At 62.7% G+C, this 15,631-nt stretch carries 14 protein-coding genes; 9 read left to right on the plus strand and 5 right to left on the minus strand.

Translation table 11 applies throughout. The features are described from left to right. Nucleotides 1–66 precede the first annotated feature (66 nt). The 4 genes from MMAR10_RS08475 to MMAR10_RS08490 are packed head-to-tail and all read left to right on the plus strand — an operon-like array spanning nt 67 to nt 5,139. Complete coding sequence (locus MMAR10_RS08475; RefSeq protein WP_190273907.1) at nt 67–1,350, plus strand: serine hydrolase domain-containing protein; 1,284 nt, start codon at nt 67–69, stop codon at nt 1,348–1,350. Continuing rightward, nucleotides 1,337–2,941, plus strand: coding sequence for a GMC family oxidoreductase (locus MMAR10_RS08480; RefSeq protein WP_011643574.1), 1,605 nt, complete (start codon nt 1,337–1,339; stop codon nt 2,939–2,941). The genes MMAR10_RS08475 and MMAR10_RS08480 overlap by 14 nt, the downstream gene beginning before the upstream one ends. Before the next feature lie 10 nt (nt 2,942–2,951). After that, on the plus strand, nt 2,952–4,373 hold the full coding sequence (locus MMAR10_RS08485) for a coniferyl aldehyde dehydrogenase (protein WP_011643575.1): 1,422 nt from the start codon (nt 2,952–2,954) through the stop codon (nt 4,371–4,373). A 7-nt stretch (nt 4,374–4,380) separates the two neighbouring features. Next, on the plus strand, nt 4,381–5,139 hold the full coding sequence (locus MMAR10_RS08490; protein ID WP_011643576.1) for an SDR family NAD(P)-dependent oxidoreductase: 759 nt from the start codon (nt 4,381–4,383) through the stop codon (nt 5,137–5,139). A gap of 167 nt (nt 5,140–5,306) precedes the next feature. Here MMAR10_RS08490 and MMAR10_RS08495 read toward each other — a convergent pair whose 3' ends face one another. Further along, on the minus strand, nt 5,307–5,801 hold the full coding sequence (locus tag MMAR10_RS08495; RefSeq protein ID WP_011643577.1) for a response regulator: 495 nt from the start codon (nt 5,799–5,801) through the stop codon (nt 5,307–5,309). 337 nt (nt 5,802–6,138) lie between these two features. Between MMAR10_RS08495 and MMAR10_RS08500 the strand changes: the two genes are divergently transcribed. Beyond that, complete coding sequence (locus tag MMAR10_RS08500; RefSeq protein ID WP_011643578.1) at nt 6,139–6,921, plus strand: isocitrate lyase/PEP mutase family protein; 783 nt, start codon at nt 6,139–6,141, stop codon at nt 6,919–6,921. 175 nt (nt 6,922–7,096) lie between these two features. Continuing rightward, nucleotides 7,097–7,444, plus strand: coding sequence for a DUF6481 family protein (locus tag MMAR10_RS08505; protein ID WP_041637457.1), 348 nt, complete (start codon nt 7,097–7,099; stop codon nt 7,442–7,444). 192 nt (nt 7,445–7,636) lie between these two features. Here MMAR10_RS08505 and MMAR10_RS08510 read toward each other — a convergent pair whose 3' ends face one another. Then, on the minus strand, nt 7,637–9,409 hold the full coding sequence (locus tag MMAR10_RS08510; RefSeq protein ID WP_011643580.1) for an N-acyl-D-amino-acid deacylase family protein: 1,773 nt from the start codon (nt 9,407–9,409) through the stop codon (nt 7,637–7,639). A gap of 12 nt (nt 9,410–9,421) precedes the next feature. Then, nucleotides 9,422–10,360 carry a bile acid:sodium symporter family protein gene (locus MMAR10_RS08515; RefSeq protein WP_011643581.1) on the minus strand — a complete coding sequence of 313 codons (939 nt, stop codon included), beginning with the start codon at nt 10,358–10,360 and terminating at the stop codon, nt 9,422–9,424. A gap of 278 nt (nt 10,361–10,638) precedes the next feature. Between MMAR10_RS08515 and MMAR10_RS08520 the strand changes: the two genes are divergently transcribed. The 3 genes from MMAR10_RS08520 (at nt 10,639) to MMAR10_RS08530 (ending at nt 13,060) form a co-directional block, all read left to right on the plus strand. Next, a complete protein-coding gene (locus MMAR10_RS08520) occupies nt 10,639–11,106 on the plus strand; it encodes a winged helix-turn-helix transcriptional regulator (RefSeq protein ID WP_011643582.1) in 468 nt (155 codons plus the stop codon). 106 nt (nt 11,107–11,212) lie between these two features. Then, on the plus strand, nt 11,213–12,484 hold the full coding sequence (locus MMAR10_RS08525; protein WP_011643583.1) for a parallel beta-helix domain-containing protein: 1,272 nt from the start codon (nt 11,213–11,215) through the stop codon (nt 12,482–12,484). Between the two features lie 261 nt (nt 12,485–12,745). Continuing rightward, entirely contained in the window at nt 12,746–13,060 is a 315-nt protein-coding gene (locus MMAR10_RS08530; protein ID WP_011643584.1) for a hypothetical protein, read from the plus strand. Between the two features lie 55 nt (nt 13,061–13,115). Here the strand turns inward: MMAR10_RS08530 and MMAR10_RS08535 are convergent, their stop codons facing one another. After that, on the minus strand, nt 13,116–14,486 hold the full coding sequence (locus tag MMAR10_RS08535; RefSeq protein WP_011643585.1) for a M28 family metallopeptidase: 1,371 nt from the start codon (nt 14,484–14,486) through the stop codon (nt 13,116–13,118). 152 nt (nt 14,487–14,638) lie between these two features. Next, nucleotides 14,639–15,613, minus strand: a complete 975-nt coding sequence (locus tag MMAR10_RS08540) for an NADPH:quinone oxidoreductase family protein (RefSeq protein WP_011643586.1) — start codon at nt 15,611–15,613, stop codon at nt 14,639–14,641. Between the last annotated feature and the right edge of the window lie 18 nt (nt 15,614–15,631).

Consider the following 15,631-nt stretch of genomic DNA (forward strand, 5'->3'; position numbering starts at 1 on the left):
TCTCCCGTCGCAACTCTGATACGTTAGAGAGTGAACAGCGTTCAAATCGCTGTCATGGGGAGAGAAATGAAGAAAATATTCATTGGGTTAGCGGTGATTATGGGCGCCGCCATCATCATTGGCGCAGGCTGGTTCTACCGGCCCTGGTCGGACTACTCACCCGCGGAAATCCAGGCGGCCACGCAGCCTGAACGTCTCGTGGAAACATTTTCAAACATGGGAGATGTCTTCCCCTATCGCGCGATAAATTCAACCGAATCGGCGCGGGAGTTGCAGCGAAACCTTCAACCCGCGACCGTCGGCTACCGCCTGGGCGATGCCGACCGGACCGTCGAAGACTGGATGGACGATAGCGACACCACCGGTTTGATGGTGATCCACAATGGCGAGGTCGTGCACGAGATCTACCGCCTCGGCGCCGATGCCGACACCCGGCACACGTCCTGGTCCGTCGGCAAGAGTTTTGTGGCCACCCTCATCGCCATGGCGATGCAGGACGGACGCATCGCCAATCTCGACCAGAGCGCCGAGATGTTCGCCCCGCAATATGGCGGCTCCGACTATGGCGACACGACACTGCGCCATCTCCTGATGATGTCGGCGGGCATGGATTTCGAGGAAGACTATAACGCGCCCAATTCGGACATCCGCCGCCTCTTCCTCGGTGCAAACATCTATGGCCAGAATATTGATGGCCTGGTCAGCGAAATCGAGCGCAATCGTGCGCCAGGCGAGGACCTGCACTATGTCAGCGCCAACACCCAGGTGCTCTCGGCCGTGGTTCGCGGTGTCTATAACGACAATCTGGCCAATATCGTCCAGGAACGGATATGGCAGCCGCTGGGCATGACCGGCGAGGCTTACTGGAACCAGAACATCCCTGGCGAGAATGGCATGGCGATCGGCTATTGCTGCCTCAATGCCACGCTGGAAGATTATGCCCGCTTCGGGCAATTCTACCTGCAGGACGGTATCTGGGATGGCGAGCGCCTGCTGCCCGAAGGCTGGGTCACCCAGGCCACACGCCCGAACGCCCCGTTTCAGGAAGCCGGCCCCAATTCGGTCTACCCCCATCGCGGCTATGGCCTGCACTTCTGGGTCCCGGAAAATCATGACGGCGAATACTTCATGGCCGGCGTCTACGGCCAGTATGTGTGGGTGGATGAACGCCGCAATGTCGTCATAGCCCGCACCGCGGCCGACACCGAATGGGGTGGCCGGACCGAAGAGTCGATCATCGCCATGCGCGCCCTCGCCGCCCATTACGGTGACGCTGTGACGGCAGAACCGACCCCGGTCGAGCCGGTCATGCAAGAGGACGAGACTGGAGGCGAAGATGAGCAGGACTGATTACGACTATATCATCTGCGGTGCCGGCTCGGCCGGCTGCACTGTCGCCGAACGCCTGTCCCGGGATCCGTCGGCATCGGTCCTGGTGCTGGAGGCCGGCGGCTCCGACAACAGCCCGATCATCCGCACCCCGATGCTGCTGCAATACGCGGTGACCGGCGAGCAGTTCAACTGGGGCTATTGGACCGAGCCGCAAAAACACCTCAACGACCGCAAACTCCTGTGGCCGCGCGGCAAGACGCTGGGCGGCTCGTCCTCGATCAATGCCATGCACTATATGCGCGGCGCGAAAGAGAATTACGACGAGTGGGAAAGCGCCTATGGCGCCGAGGGTTGGGGCTGGGAGAACGCCCTGCCCGCCTTCAAGGAAGTCCAGAACCAGACCCGCGGCGCCAGCGATCTGCATGGCACGGGCGGCCCGCTCTGGGTCCAGGACATTGCGCCCCTCAACCCGCTGACCCAGGACTTCCTGAAAGCCGCAGACCAGCTGCAATACAAGCGCAATGACGACTTCAACGGTCCGCAACAGGAGGGTTTTGGCCCCTACCAGGTGACCCAGAAGGGTCACAAGCGCTGCTCGGCCGCCGACGCCTTCCTGAGGCCAGCCCTGGAACGCGAGAATTGCAGCGTCCAGACCGGCGCCCTGGTCCATCGCGTCGTCATCGAGAATGGCCGCGCCACCGGCGTCGAGGTCGAGATCGAGGGCGAGGTCCGCTTGATCAATGCGCGCAAGGAAGTCGTCCTGTCCGGTGGCGCAATCAATTCGCCCCAGACATTGCTTCTGTCGGGCATCGGCCCGGCCGACGAATTGCGCGAGGCCGGGGTCAGTGTCGTGCACGACCTGCCCGGTGTCGGCAAGAATCTGCAGGACCATCTCGATGTCACGGCCCAGGTCTGGACCAAGTCATCGACATCGATCGGCAATTCCCTGCGGTCCCTGCCTACCCACATGTATATGGTGGCGCGCTGGGCGCTGCGCGGCGATGGCCCGTTCACGGTCAATCCGGTCCAGGGCGGTGCCTTCATCAAATCGGCTTATGCTGACGACCTGCCCGACCTGCAACTGGTCTTCATCCCGGCGATCTCGAACCCGCACGGTGTTGAAAAGACGAGCGGTCACGGCATCACCCTGCATGTCTGCCAGCTCTATCCCAAGAGCCGGGGCGAGATCCGGCTGAAGACCACTGACCCCACCGACCATCCGGCCATCCAGCCCAATTATCTCGGCGAAGACTTCGATCTCGACGTGATGACCGACGGGCTGGCCAAGGTGCGCGACATTCTCAATGCGCCGGCCTTTGACCATGACCGTAAGGAAGAGCGTTATCCCGGTGCCGACATTACCACCATGGACGGGCTGCGTGAGGATGTGAAAGCGCGCGCCGAAACGCTCTATCACCCGACCTCGACCTGCGCGATGGGATCGGGCGAACTGGCCGTCACCGACAGTCGCTGCCGGGTCCGCGGCGTCGACGGGCTGCGCGTCATCGACGCCTCCGTCATGCCCCGACTGGTCGGCGGCAATACCAATGCACCCACGATCATGATCGCCACCCGCGCGGCCGTCATGATCGCCGAAGACAACGCCTGAGGAGCCCATCATGAGTGAAGCCGAAGCCAAGCAGATCGAACGCATGAAATCCCTCCTGGCCAGCCAGAAGTCGGCCTTCCGGGCCGAGCGGCACCGCCCGATCGACAAGCGCAAGGCCGATCTCGACCGGCTTGCCGATCTGTGTCGCAAAAACGCCGATGCCATCGCCGATGCGATCAGCCAGGACTTCGGCAACCGGGCGAGGCAGGAAAGCGTGATCGCAGAGCTCGCCTTCGTCATCCAGGATGCCGGCCATGCCAAGAAGCATCTCGGCAAATGGATGAAGACCCGAAAGGTCGGCGTTCCGCTGACCCTGGCACCGGGCTCGGCCAGCATCCGCCGCGAACCAAAGGGCGTGGTCGGGATCGTCTCGCCGTGGAACTACCCGTTCCAGCTGGCGATGGCGCCCTTGGTCGCGGCCCTGGCTGCGGGTTGTCGGGTCATGATCAAACCGTCCGAATACACACCGGCGACGGGCGAGATCATGAAGTCGCTGCTCGCCGAGGCCTTCGAGGAAGACCATGTCACCGTGATCACCGGCGGGCCCGCTGTCGGCGAGGCCTTCACCAAGCTGAAATTCGACCATCTCTTCTATACCGGATCGACCCAGGTTGGCCGTCTGGTGGCCATGGCCGCCGCCGACAACCTGGTCCCCGTCACGCTGGAACTGGGCGGCAAGTCACCGGCCATCGTCACACCGTCCTACCCGCAGGACGCTGCTGCCAAGTCGATCGGCTGGGGCAAATTCTTCAATGCCGGCCAGACCTGTGTCGCGCCGGATTATGTGCTGGCGCCCAATGGTTCGGAAAAATCACTCGGCGAAGCCATCATCAAGGTCGCGCAGCACCAGTTTGACGATTCCGCCACCGACGACGCCTACACCGCGATCGTCTCGGACCGTCATTATGAGCGCCTCAACGGCATGATCGAGGAAGCCCGCACCGGTGGCGCCGAGATCCTGCAGCCCAAGCATGACGCCGAGGCCGCCAGGGCCGGCCGCAAGATCCCGCCGACCGTCGTCATCAACCCGCCGGCCGACAGCCGCCTGATGACCGAGGAAATCTTTGGGCCTGTCCTGCCGATCATCGGCTATTCCGAGCTAGACGCCGCCACTGATCATGTCGCTGACCGCGACCATCCGCTGGCGCTCTATGTCTACTCGACCGACAAGACCGAAGCCGAACGCGTGCTCGACAACACCATGTCGGGCGGTGCCGGGGTCAATATCAACCTGCTCCACCTGTCGGTGCCGGACCTGCCCTTCGGCGGCGTCGGCGCCTCCGGTCAGGGCAGCTATCACGGCGAGCATGGCTTCTTGACCTTCACGCATGAGCGCTCGGTTTTCCGCACCGGTAAATGGCACCCGTCCCGCCTGCTTGCTCCTCCCTATGGCAAGATGTACGAAACCGTCGCCAAGAAGCAGATGAAATAGGCGTCAAATGACGGGACAACTGGCGGGCAAACGCGCCCTGATCACCGGCTCCAGCCACGGCGTCGGCCTGGCAGCAGCCCATATGTTCGCCGCCCAGGGCGCGGAAGTCGTGCTGCACGGCAACCAGAACATGGCCGATGCCGACCAGGCCGTGCAGGCCATCGGCCCGGCGGCGCTGGGCGCGGTGCAGGCAGATCTGGCGCTGCCGGGCGCTGGGCGCGATCTCTATGACGCTGCCCTGCACCTGGCCTCGGGCCGGCTCGACATCATCGTCAACAATGCCGGCATCCACTGGGCCAGCCCGCTCGACAGTTCCGACAGTGACTGGGAGACCAGCTGGGCGACCACGCTGCAGGTCAATCTGATGGCCGTCGCTGACCTCTGCCGCGCGGCGATACCCGAAATGGTCGCTTCCGGCGGCGGATCGATCATCAATATCGCCAGCCGGGCCGGCTATCGCGGCGAAGACCGCAACCACATGGCCTATGGCGCCTCCAAGGGCGCGCTATTGTCATTGACCAAGACCATTGCCCGGCAATGGGGCGGTGATGGTGTTTATGCCTATGCACTGGCGCCGGGCTGGATCGATACCCGCATGGGACCGCAGCACGAGGAAGACCGCGCCCGCGCCAAGGCCGAGATTCCCATCGGCGAACTGGCCCATCCCGACGAGATTGCCGCCATGTGCGCCTTCCTCGCCTCCGGTGCCTGCCGCAGTGCGACGGGTAGCTGTATCGACATCAATGGCGCCAGCTACGTCCGGTGACACGGCACACTGCCCGGCTTGTATGATTTTGAACGCTGCGGCGACGAGGTCAGCCGCCAGATTGTCGATCAGGAGTATCGACAGCCAGCCGTCGCGATCCGGATGATATTTCACCGCCCAGCGGCACCCTCATCCAGCCCGATGCAGGGCTATCACCGGCGCCCGACCTAGAATTTGCCGTATGCGCCTGCCGACCGCCGGGACAGGGCTGATCGGGTCGGTGTATCGGCCCAGCTCGGGCCACTATCGGCGTCGATGCCACCGTTGATTTCGCAAATCTGGCAGGCATGAAAAACATCAAGGAGTTGCGCTCCCAACAACATGATGTCGAAGGGCTTCGCGATGACAGCCTGCGCACCGCTGGCCATCAACTGCTTCCAGTTGGCCGTGTCCGAGCGTGCGGTGAGAAAAACAATGGGAACCTGTTCCCCCTCCGGCGTTGCCCGGATTTCGCGCATGGCATCCAGGCCGGTCATTTTCGGCATCAAATGATCGAACAGGCAAAGGTCGTAGGTGCCGGTCCGGAACATTTCGACGGCCTGGCGAGCATTGGAAGCATGCGCCACGTCGAAGCCGGAAATCGCCTGCAGGGAAAATTTGATGAGATCGGCATTTGCTTCGATATCCTCGAGAAGCAAAATCCGTTTCAACATCTTGACCATCAAAACACTCCCTGAGTCCGACCCGGTTGGCGACATGAGCTGTGAAATTCAACTTCCTTTCCCGGATTGAAACTATGGTTAAGACAAAATTGCACAATACAGGCATGAGCAGAAGCGAAATACTAAACTGTTTTAATTCATACTGTTGCAGGTAATTTTGCGAACGAAATTCAGGGTAATAAAGTATACTATCTCACCTTTTCCCGATTTGGATGGTGAAACCGGGCGCTCTACACGCCCCCCGGACGGTGCTGAGTCGCAGCGGGCGCAAGAAGCGGGTGGCCAAGCATCACGACGCATCCACATTGCAATGCGAACCACGCAAGGAGATGCCGCGATGACCCGGATCAAAAAAGCCAAGACCTTTGCCGCCCTACACCGCCGCGGCGACCCTCTCATCCTGTACAATATCTGGGATGCCGGCAGTGCCGCGGCCGTTGCCGGCGCAGGCGCCAAGGCCCTGGCCACGGGAAGTCATTCGGTTGCCGAAGCGCAGGGCTGGCCCGACGGGGAACACCTGCCACTGGACATATTGCTGGCCGTCGTCTCCCGCATTACCGCAATCAGCGACCTGCCGCTCAGTGTCGATTTTGAAAGCGGCTTTGCTCGCGAACCCGAGCGAATATCCGCCAATGTTGCCCGCCTCCTCGAGACCGACGCGGTCGGCATTAATTTCGAGGACCAGCTGATCGGCGGCCAGCCGGAGGGTGATCTCTACCCAATCTATCCGCTGGAAGAACAGGTTACCCGCCTGCGTGCCGTACGCGCTGCCGCCGACGCAGCCGGCGTTCCGCTCTTCGTCAATGCCCGTACGGACCTTGTCCTGCGTCAGGGCGATATCAGCCAACACCCTGCATTGATCGGTGCCGTGATCGAACGCGGCCAAGCCTATGCCGAAGCCGGCGCCACCGGTTTCTTCGTGCCGGGCCTGGTCACCCCCGACCTGATCGGCCGCGTGGTCGAGGCGACAAGCCTGCCGGTCAATCTGATGACCAAGCCGGGCATGCCAGACACCACCACACTGGCTGCCCTCGGTGTCGCCCGCATCAGCCACGGCCCCTTCCCTTATTGGCGCGCCATGGCGCAGGTGCGCGATTGGGCTGCCGAGGCGATGGAGTAAGGGCGTGGCGCGCCCCGCCTGTCGGGCGTAAAAATGGCTCATGCTGCAGCCATGCTCATCGGACATGACCCTGTTCGGGGTTGTGCTCCCAGCCCAGCACGGGCAGATAAGGGCCAATCGCCGCGACTTGCGGCGCGCCATCCCGGCCTTCAACCTCACCAGGGACCGATTTAGTTTGAAAAACTACGCAAATCCGAGCTTCGCCGACCGCAACAAGAATGCCGCCGAGGCCAAGAAGAAGCTTCTGGAAAAATTCAAGAATGCGCCGAAACCTGACGAGGCGCAGCTGGCCGCCCGTCGCGCCGAACGCGAAGCCGCCGACAAGGCCCGCGAAGCGCGCCGCATTGAGCGCGAACGCGTGAAGGCCGAGGAAAAGGCCCGCAAGGAGGCTGAACTCGCCGAGAAGGCCGCAGCCGAACTCGCTGCCGAAAAAGCCGCTGCCGACGCCCTTGTGGCCGAAGAAGCCGCCAAAAAGGCCGCCCGCGACGAGCGCTACGCCGCCCGCAAGGCCCGCAAGCGCTGAGTCTTTAACGATCCGAGACGGCGCTTCTTCTCCCCGGCCGGGGAGAAGTGGCCCGCAGGGCCGATGAGGGGCGGCGCGTCAGCGCCCATCGAGATTCTTTCTTGCGCCGCGCCGCGGCGCGCCCCTCACCCCCTGCGCGCTTTGCGCGCCGGGACCTCTCCCCGGTCGGGGAGAGGCAGGCAAGACGTCTCCCTACTCCGCCGCCACAGCCTGTTGCCCAGCCCGATAGACCGTGCCCGGCATGGCGCCGGTGAGCTTGCCCTCTTCCATTACCACCTCACCGGCGACAATGGTCGCGACATAGCCGGTCGCGCCTTGCAGCAGGCGTTGACCGCCGGCGGGCAGATCACGTTCCATGTGGGGCGGTTCCATCTGCAGGCGGTCGAGATCGATGATGTTGATATCGGCCTTCAGGCCCTCGCGTAGATATCCGCGGTCGGTCATGCCCATATAGTCGGCCTGGGCGCCGGTCAGCATGCGGACCACGCGGGGCAGGTCGAGCTTGCGGCCACGTTTGCGGTCGCGGGTCCAGTGGGTCAGCATGTAGGTCGGCATGGAGGCATCGCAGACCGTGCCGACATGGGCGCCACCATCGGACAGGCCATAAAGCGCCTGCGGGTGCTCCATCATCTTGAGCACATTGTCGTAATTGAGCTCTGTATAGTTATAGAGCGGCAGATAGATCAGCTCGTGACCATCGCGCTCCAGCAGGGTGTCATAGACCATCTCCATCAGCGAGACGCCTTTCGACCGTGCCCGCGCCGCCAGGGAGTTTTCGCCGGACTGCTCATAGTCGGGCGGATTGCCGAGCTGGAAGAATTTCTCGGCGACGAACTCAATATGCTCCATCAGCATGTCGGCCAAAGGCGGCACGGACGAACCCGGACCCGACAGCTTGTCGGTCGTCTCGGACAGGATCTGCGCCTTGAAGGCCGGGTCCTTCATCCGCGTCACGCGCTCGTCCAGCGGCAGGTCGGCGATGGTCTTGTAGCTGGGATAGCCCATGAAGGGGTGGAAGGTGCAGTTGAAACCCAGGAAAACGCCGATGGCGCGCGGGGCGACCTGCATGCGGGCGTCGACGCCCTCGTCTTTGAGTGTCTCCGTGCGCTCGATCAGCTTGAGCCACTGATCCGGCGCGAAATCGCGCTGCATGAGCGAGAATGAGAAGGGTCGGCCGGAGGCCTTGGCGTAGTCGGCAATGATGCTCCACTCATCGTCGAAATCCTGCTCGCCGCGCTCCAGATTGAAGTCGGACACGGCTTGCACAACGCCGAAGTCGAGGCCGTTGAAGGCCTTCGCGATACCGGTCAGCTCCTCGCGGGTGGATTCCGAGGACGGGGTCCATTCGCCGTCAGCGGTCTTGTGGACATCCGAGCGCCCGGTCGCGAAACCGACGGCGCCCGCTTCCAGCGCTTCGCGGGTCAGGCGGCGCATTTCGGCGATGTCGGCGTCATTGGCCGGCTCGGAATGAACAGCCCGGTCGCCCATCACATAGACGCGCAGCGGATCGTGCGGGACCATGGCGGCGATATCGATGGTGCGCGGGATTTTCGACAGGGCGTCGAGATAGTCGGGGAAGCTTTCCCAGTCCCAGGTCAGGCCTTCATGAAGCGCGGTGCCGGGAATGTCCTCGACGCCTTCCATCAGCTTGATCAGCTTGTCGTGATCGGCCTCGCGCACCGGTGCAAACCCGACGCCGCAATTGCCCATCACCGCGGTGGTGACACCATGATCGATCGAGGGCCGCAGCATGCCGTCCCAGCTCGCCTGGCCGTCATAATGGGTGTGGATGTCGACAAAGCCCGGTGTGACCAGCTTGCCGGTCGCATCGATGGTGCGGGCCGCCTCGCCCAGATCCTGGCCGATGGCGGCAATGCGCCCGTCCTTGATGGCGATATCCGCGGTAACCGGCGCAGCGCCGCTGCCGTCATGGATCTGACCGCCCGTAATCTTGAGATCAAACATGTCTGCCTCCCGTTATGAGTCACGCTCTCTGGCGTGTGCGAGGAGTGTCCGTGAATCCATCCAGCGGAACAACCCCGCAACCAGTGATCCACCCACCAGGTGCCAGATGCTCCAGGTGCCGATAATGGCCGCGGCACCGCCGACACCTTCGAACTGGCTCAGGAGGATGACCAGGCCAAGCCCGGAATTCTGGATGCCGACTTCAAAGGTCAGGGCCCGGCGGCGGGCCGCTTCCATGCCCATGGCACGCCCGCCCAGCCAGCCAAGCGCGAAGGCAGACCCATTATGGAGAACGACGATGGGGATGATGATAGCACCGGTGGCAAGGATCAGGGCCCAGTTCTGGACGATGCCGACGACGACCAGCAGCGCGATACAGGCCAGCGCCAAGGGACCGAGGACCGCTGCCAGGCGACCCGCCAGGGCTGGACGCCACTGATTGAGCGCCATGCCCAGGATCAGGGGAACTGCGAGCAGAACCGCCGTCTGCGCAAAAAAGGGCAAAGGGTCGACGTCCAGCGATCGGACCAGCGCACCGGCCGGCGCATAGAGCCCGGACCAGAACAGGATTGAAAGCGGGGTCATGATCGCTGAAGAGACGCTGGAAATGGCCGTCAAGGTGACCGAGTAGGCCGTATTCCCGGCGGCCGCGCGGGTCAGCAGGTTGGAGACATTCCCGCCCGGACAGCTCGCCACGATCAACATGCCCAGGGCGATGCTGGCCGGCGGCGACAAGAGGAGGATAAGGCCAAGGGTCAGCAGGGGCAGGCCAACCAGCTGGACCGCGACCCCACCCAGCACGCGACCAGGTTGGCGCCGTATCAATGCGAAGTCTTCCAGCCTCAGCGTCAACGCGACCGAGAACATCATCACAAAGAGAATCGCGGCGATCCCCAACCGCGATTGGTCATCAACTATTACCTGCAATTGGTCGATCGCGCTGGCGTCCATAAAGGCATGTCCTGTCAATAACTTGTCACACTCACGAAAACCGGAAATGCCTGACCAATCAGGCGCTAACCAGTTGTCATGTCAACATAAGGGTCGCCAAAATCATCACAGCCTGTATCCTGATAGGGTTGTATTGTGCGCGTCAATTTCCGGTTTTCCGGACGGGGCGCACGATGACCGCAGGGACAATATCTCGCCTTGGGGGCAGGATGCTGTGGTCATTTTTTTGTTTATCGAGCAGGTCGCACGGGCAGTGACCAGGTGTTTGGGGGACCGTAATGGGTCGAAAACGTTTTGATGAAATGTCGTGCGCAATCGCGCAGACGCTGAATCAAGTGGGCGATTGGTGGACGCTGCTGATTGTACGCGACGCCATGAAAGGCGCGCGGCGCTTCAGTGATTTCCATGAGAGCACGGGTATCGCGAAAAACATTCTGACGGACCGTCTCAACAAGCTTGTCGAGAACGGAATCATGGTGCGCGAGGAAGTCGGTGTCCGGGGCCAGCGTCAGGAATATGTCCTGACCGAGCGCGGTGAAGCGCTGTTCCCGATCCTCATGGCGATGCAGCAATGGGGCGATAAGTGGGTTTATGGCGAGAAGGAAGTTCCGCTGGAGGTCTATGACGTCCGTACCGGCGAGCAGCTGGCTCCCATGGCCGTCGCCAATCAGAGCGGCGAGCAGGTCAGCCATCGCGATATTGCCGGTCGCGACCCGAATGGACGCGCCATCCGCGAAGCTGGCTGACACGGCGGATTACGCCCAGGCCCATTCGCGATTGGCGAATCAGGGCAAAAATTGTCCACTTCCCTCGCGTGTGACCTTGAGCGTTGCACGCGGGAGGAAGGGACACTTGACTGCCAGACGCCCCCTGAAATCACTGATCTTGCACATCGTACTGTGCGCCATGGCCGTCGGAGCCTGTGGCGCGCCACAAACGCGTGATGTGACCACCGCCGACCGCCGCTATGCGGGCCAGTTGGTCGAGCGGCTCGCGGCGGCCAGTCCCGGCGACATCATCGACATCCCGGAAGGCGTGTTCGCCTTTGACCGGACGCTTGTCGTCGCAGCCGACAATCTCATCCTGCGCGGTCAGGGCGCTGATCGCACCATCCTGTCCTTCCAGGATCAGGTCATGGGATCGCAGGGCGTGCGGATCACCGCGAACCGTGTCTCCCTTGAAAGCCTCGCGATTGAAGACCCGGTCGGTGACGGTGTTTCAGTGCTTGGCAGCGACGGCGTCGGAATTCGTGGCGTCCGCGTCGAGTGGACCGGGGGACCGGCTGCCGACAATGGCGCTCACGGGATCGCGCTTGATGAGGCCAGCAACATCCTCATCGAAGACAGTATTGCCATCGGAGCCGCCGTGGCCGGCCTTCATCTCGGCCAGTCGCGCAATGTCGTCGTGCGCGGCAACCGCACCGAATCCAATCTTGTCGGCATACAGGTCGAAAACACGATCGGCGCCGACCTGCATGACAACGCGGCCACCCGGAACACGGCCGGCATCCTCGTATCGAGCACGCCGGGACAGGGGCAGGTCGGTCGGATGACGCGGATATTCCACAATCATCTCTTCGCCAACAATGTCGACAACCCCGCCCCTGCCCGATCCCCGCTCGCCGCACTGCCCGCTGGTTCCGGCATTGTCCTGAGCGCCAGCGACCAGGTCGAGATCTTCGGCAATGTCATCGCCGACAATCGCACCGCCAATATGATAATCACGGCGCGCCAGTCGACCGGCTTGCCAGCGACCTCCCCGCCGGATGGATTTGATCCCTATCCCGAAGCCATCCACATTCACGGCAATACCTTCTATGACGGTGGCAACAATCCCGACGGTCTCGACCTGCAAGGCCTGAGGCTTGTCCTCGCCGGACCACTCGGCCGCCTGCCGGATATCCTCTGGGACGGCCACCGCAATGGCGAAAACGGGCGCGATGGCGCCGGGACGGACCATCGGTCGATCTGCCTCGAGGACGAAGAGGCTGACATCGTCAACACCGACGCCGCCAACGAACACGCGCAACCGCATATCGTTACCCAGGCGCATGAATGCGCCTTGCCCCCCTTGCCTGCAATCCAACTGGAAGCGGCTGGCCGGTTCGATCCCGCACCTCGCTAGCGCCGGCATACCCGGCCGATGATTTCATGGCCGACTCGTCACGCCCGGCTATCGGAACTGGCCTGACATTGCGGCCACCCGGGAGCTCAAGGCCAGCAGCACCCCGACCTCTGCGAATAAATCACCTGTCACGGGAATTTCGCGAAGAGATGTGTTGAGAGACGGGAAATCCCCCTCTATCTTCATACCCGGTGCACGAATGGGCGCTTTCAGCGCCACCCAACCCAGCCAACAACACGCACCAATCAGGGGAAGACCAACATGCTGATCAGTTCAATCCTGCTTGCCGTCGCGCTCCAGGCCTCACCGGTCGACACGCTTGTCGCCAATGCGCTTGAAGTGAGCTCGCCGTCGGGCAGCTACATCACCTATTTCGAGGCCGATGGCACCTACACCACGAATGTCGGTATTTCCGGCACCTGGTGGGTGAACGGCGACGAACTCTGCGTCCAGCGCAGCACTGGCGAAAGCGGCTGCGCGCCGCTCGGCGACAGCCAGGAAGTCGGTACGACCTGGACCGGCCAGAACGCCGCCACCGGCGAGACCGTGACCTATACGATCGTCTCGCGCGGCTAGTCCGGATCGGCGGGCAGGCTCAGCGCCTGCCCGTCACGGCGCCTGGTTGACGGCATCAATTGCCGAATGAACCGGCCGCGCCGGGGAAGACAACCGGTGTTTCCGAGCCGTCCAGCGCGACCGCTGAAACACCGAAATAATAGTTGTCGATCACCACATTCTCGAGCGTGAACGTGTCGGTGATGCCGACAAAGCGGCTCCACTGCCATTGCGGCTGGTCGGTCAGGCGCCAATAGACGCGGTAGCCGGCCAGATTACTGGCCGCATCACCTTCAGCCGCATTCCAGCTTAACGTCGTTGAGGGACGCACAGCGCCCTCAATCGTGACATTGGCGGGAAATGGCGGCGCGCCCGCCATCTGCGCCATGACGGCGACATTGAGGGCCGTCAGACGCGCGGCATGATCAAAGTCCACACCATCAATCGTGTCGCCATAGGGACGACCATCCTCAACCCGCAAATCCTGATGCTGGCGGTCATAATGCTCATTGGTCTCCATGATGCGGACACCGGGATAGCCGACCGCATTGAACGGGCGGTGGTGGCCGCCGCGCCCGAAACGATCGAGCCGGTAGACCATCATCACATCGAGATTGGGAATGTACTGGTCCGCCGTCCGGTCGACGAAACGGGCCAGATTGCGCGACGGGCTGTCGACCTCACCACCGGTGAAGCGTCGGGTGCGCGCTTCCTCAGGCGTCTCGACCGCGCGTGTGCCCTCGGAGAAAACACGGGCGGTGGTATTGTTGATGACTCCATTGATACCGGCGATATTGCCGATCATGTCGTTGTTGAGCACACCCTTGATCCGCCAGCCATTCTCGATGGCGTGAGCGGCCACGATCTGACCGCCAAACAGGCCCTGCTCTTCGCCCGACAGGCCTGCATACATGATGGACCCGTCAAACTGGTGCTGGCTGAGTACGCGGGCCGCTTCGATCACGCCGGCCATGCCGGACGCATTGTCATTGGCGCCTGGGCTGTCGGAGGTGCCATCCAGAGGGTCGGTCACACGGCTGTCGATATCGCCTGACATCACCACATACCGGTCCGGATCAATCCGGCCGCGCTGGATAGCCACGACCGAGACCACCTCTACCGGGTCAGGAATTCGCGCCGTGCCGGAAATCGTGTCGGAGATATACATGACTTCCAGACAGCCACCGCACTCGGCGGAAATGCGTTCGAATTCGTCGAATATCCAGCGCCGGGCGGCGCCAATACCGCGGGTGTCGCTCTCGGTCTCTGACAGGGTGTGGCGGGTCCCGAATTCGGCCAGGGTGCGAATATCGGCTTCGATCCGGTCGGCCGAAACGGCCGCGACATGATCGTGGACGGCGAGGACTTCAGACGGCGGCGCGTGTTGCTGGGCCAGTGCCGGTGTGGCCAACAGGATGGCCATGGATGCGGCGGTCACGAACTTCATGCTTCCCTCCCCGGAAACGGGTAAAACAACTGACAGGATGATGGGCCAGACAGGCTGAGGGTCAAGCGCTCCGCCTGTTTTGTCCGTCCGGAAATGAGAACGGCGCACCTGCCAAGGCGCGCCGTTGCTCTTGCTTCAATCCCTCAACACCATCAGGGCGTCAGGATTACCTTGCCGATTGCCTTGCGGCCGGACAGGGCGTTGAAGCCCTCAATGAAATCCTCGAGCCTGTAGGTTCCGGCGACGTGGGGCTTGATCTTGCCGGCTTCGAACATCTCGAACAGCTCGTCCATGTTCTGCTTGTGGCCGCCGGGTACGGACCCGGCCCAGGCCCCCCAGAACACACCGACCACGCTGGCCATCTTCAGGAGCGGCAGGTTGAGCGGCAGCTTGGGGATCTCGCCTGCGGCAAAGCCGATCACCAGGTGGCGTCCGCCGGCGGCAATGCCGCGAAAGGCCGTCTCGGCATAGTCGCCGCCGACCGGATCATAGATCACGTCGACGCCCTTGCCACCGGTCAACTCCTTGATCCGCGCCTTGAGGTCCTCGGTCGAGTAATTGATCAGCTCGTCGGCGCCGTGGCTCTTGCACACCGCCAGCTTCTCGTCGCTGGAGGCGGCCGCGATCACCTTGGCGCCCATCGCCTTGCCCAGTTCGACCGTGGCCAGGCCGACACCGCCGGCCGCACCCAGGACCAGCAGGGTCTCGCCCGGCTTGATCTCGGCGCGCTGCTTGAGCGCGTGATAGGAGGTGCCGTAAACAATGGTCAGGCCGGCCGCCGCATCAAACGGCATCGAGTCCGGGATTGGCGTGACGGCTGGCGCCGGCACCACAGCCTGTTCGGCAAAGGCGCCGACCGGCGTGTTGAACAACACCTTGTCGCCGACGGCGAGGCCTTCGACACCCTCACCCAGCTCCGAGATCACTCCCGCGCCTTCCGTGCCAGGCACGAAGGGCAGTGGCGGCTTGAACTGGTATTGCCCGCGAACGCACAGCAGGTCGGGGAAATTCAGCCCCCCGGCCTTCACGTCAATGCGGACATGGCCCGGCTGGATGGCCGGCGCGTCGATATCCTCGACGACGAGCTGGTCCTCGGGACCGAATTCCTTGCAGACAAGTGCTTTCATGGCCTTGGCCTCTCCTGT

Source organism: Maricaulis maris MCS10 (genome assembly GCF_000014745.1).
GTDB classification, from domain to species: Bacteria; Pseudomonadota; Alphaproteobacteria; order Caulobacterales; family Maricaulaceae; genus Maricaulis; species Maricaulis maris_A.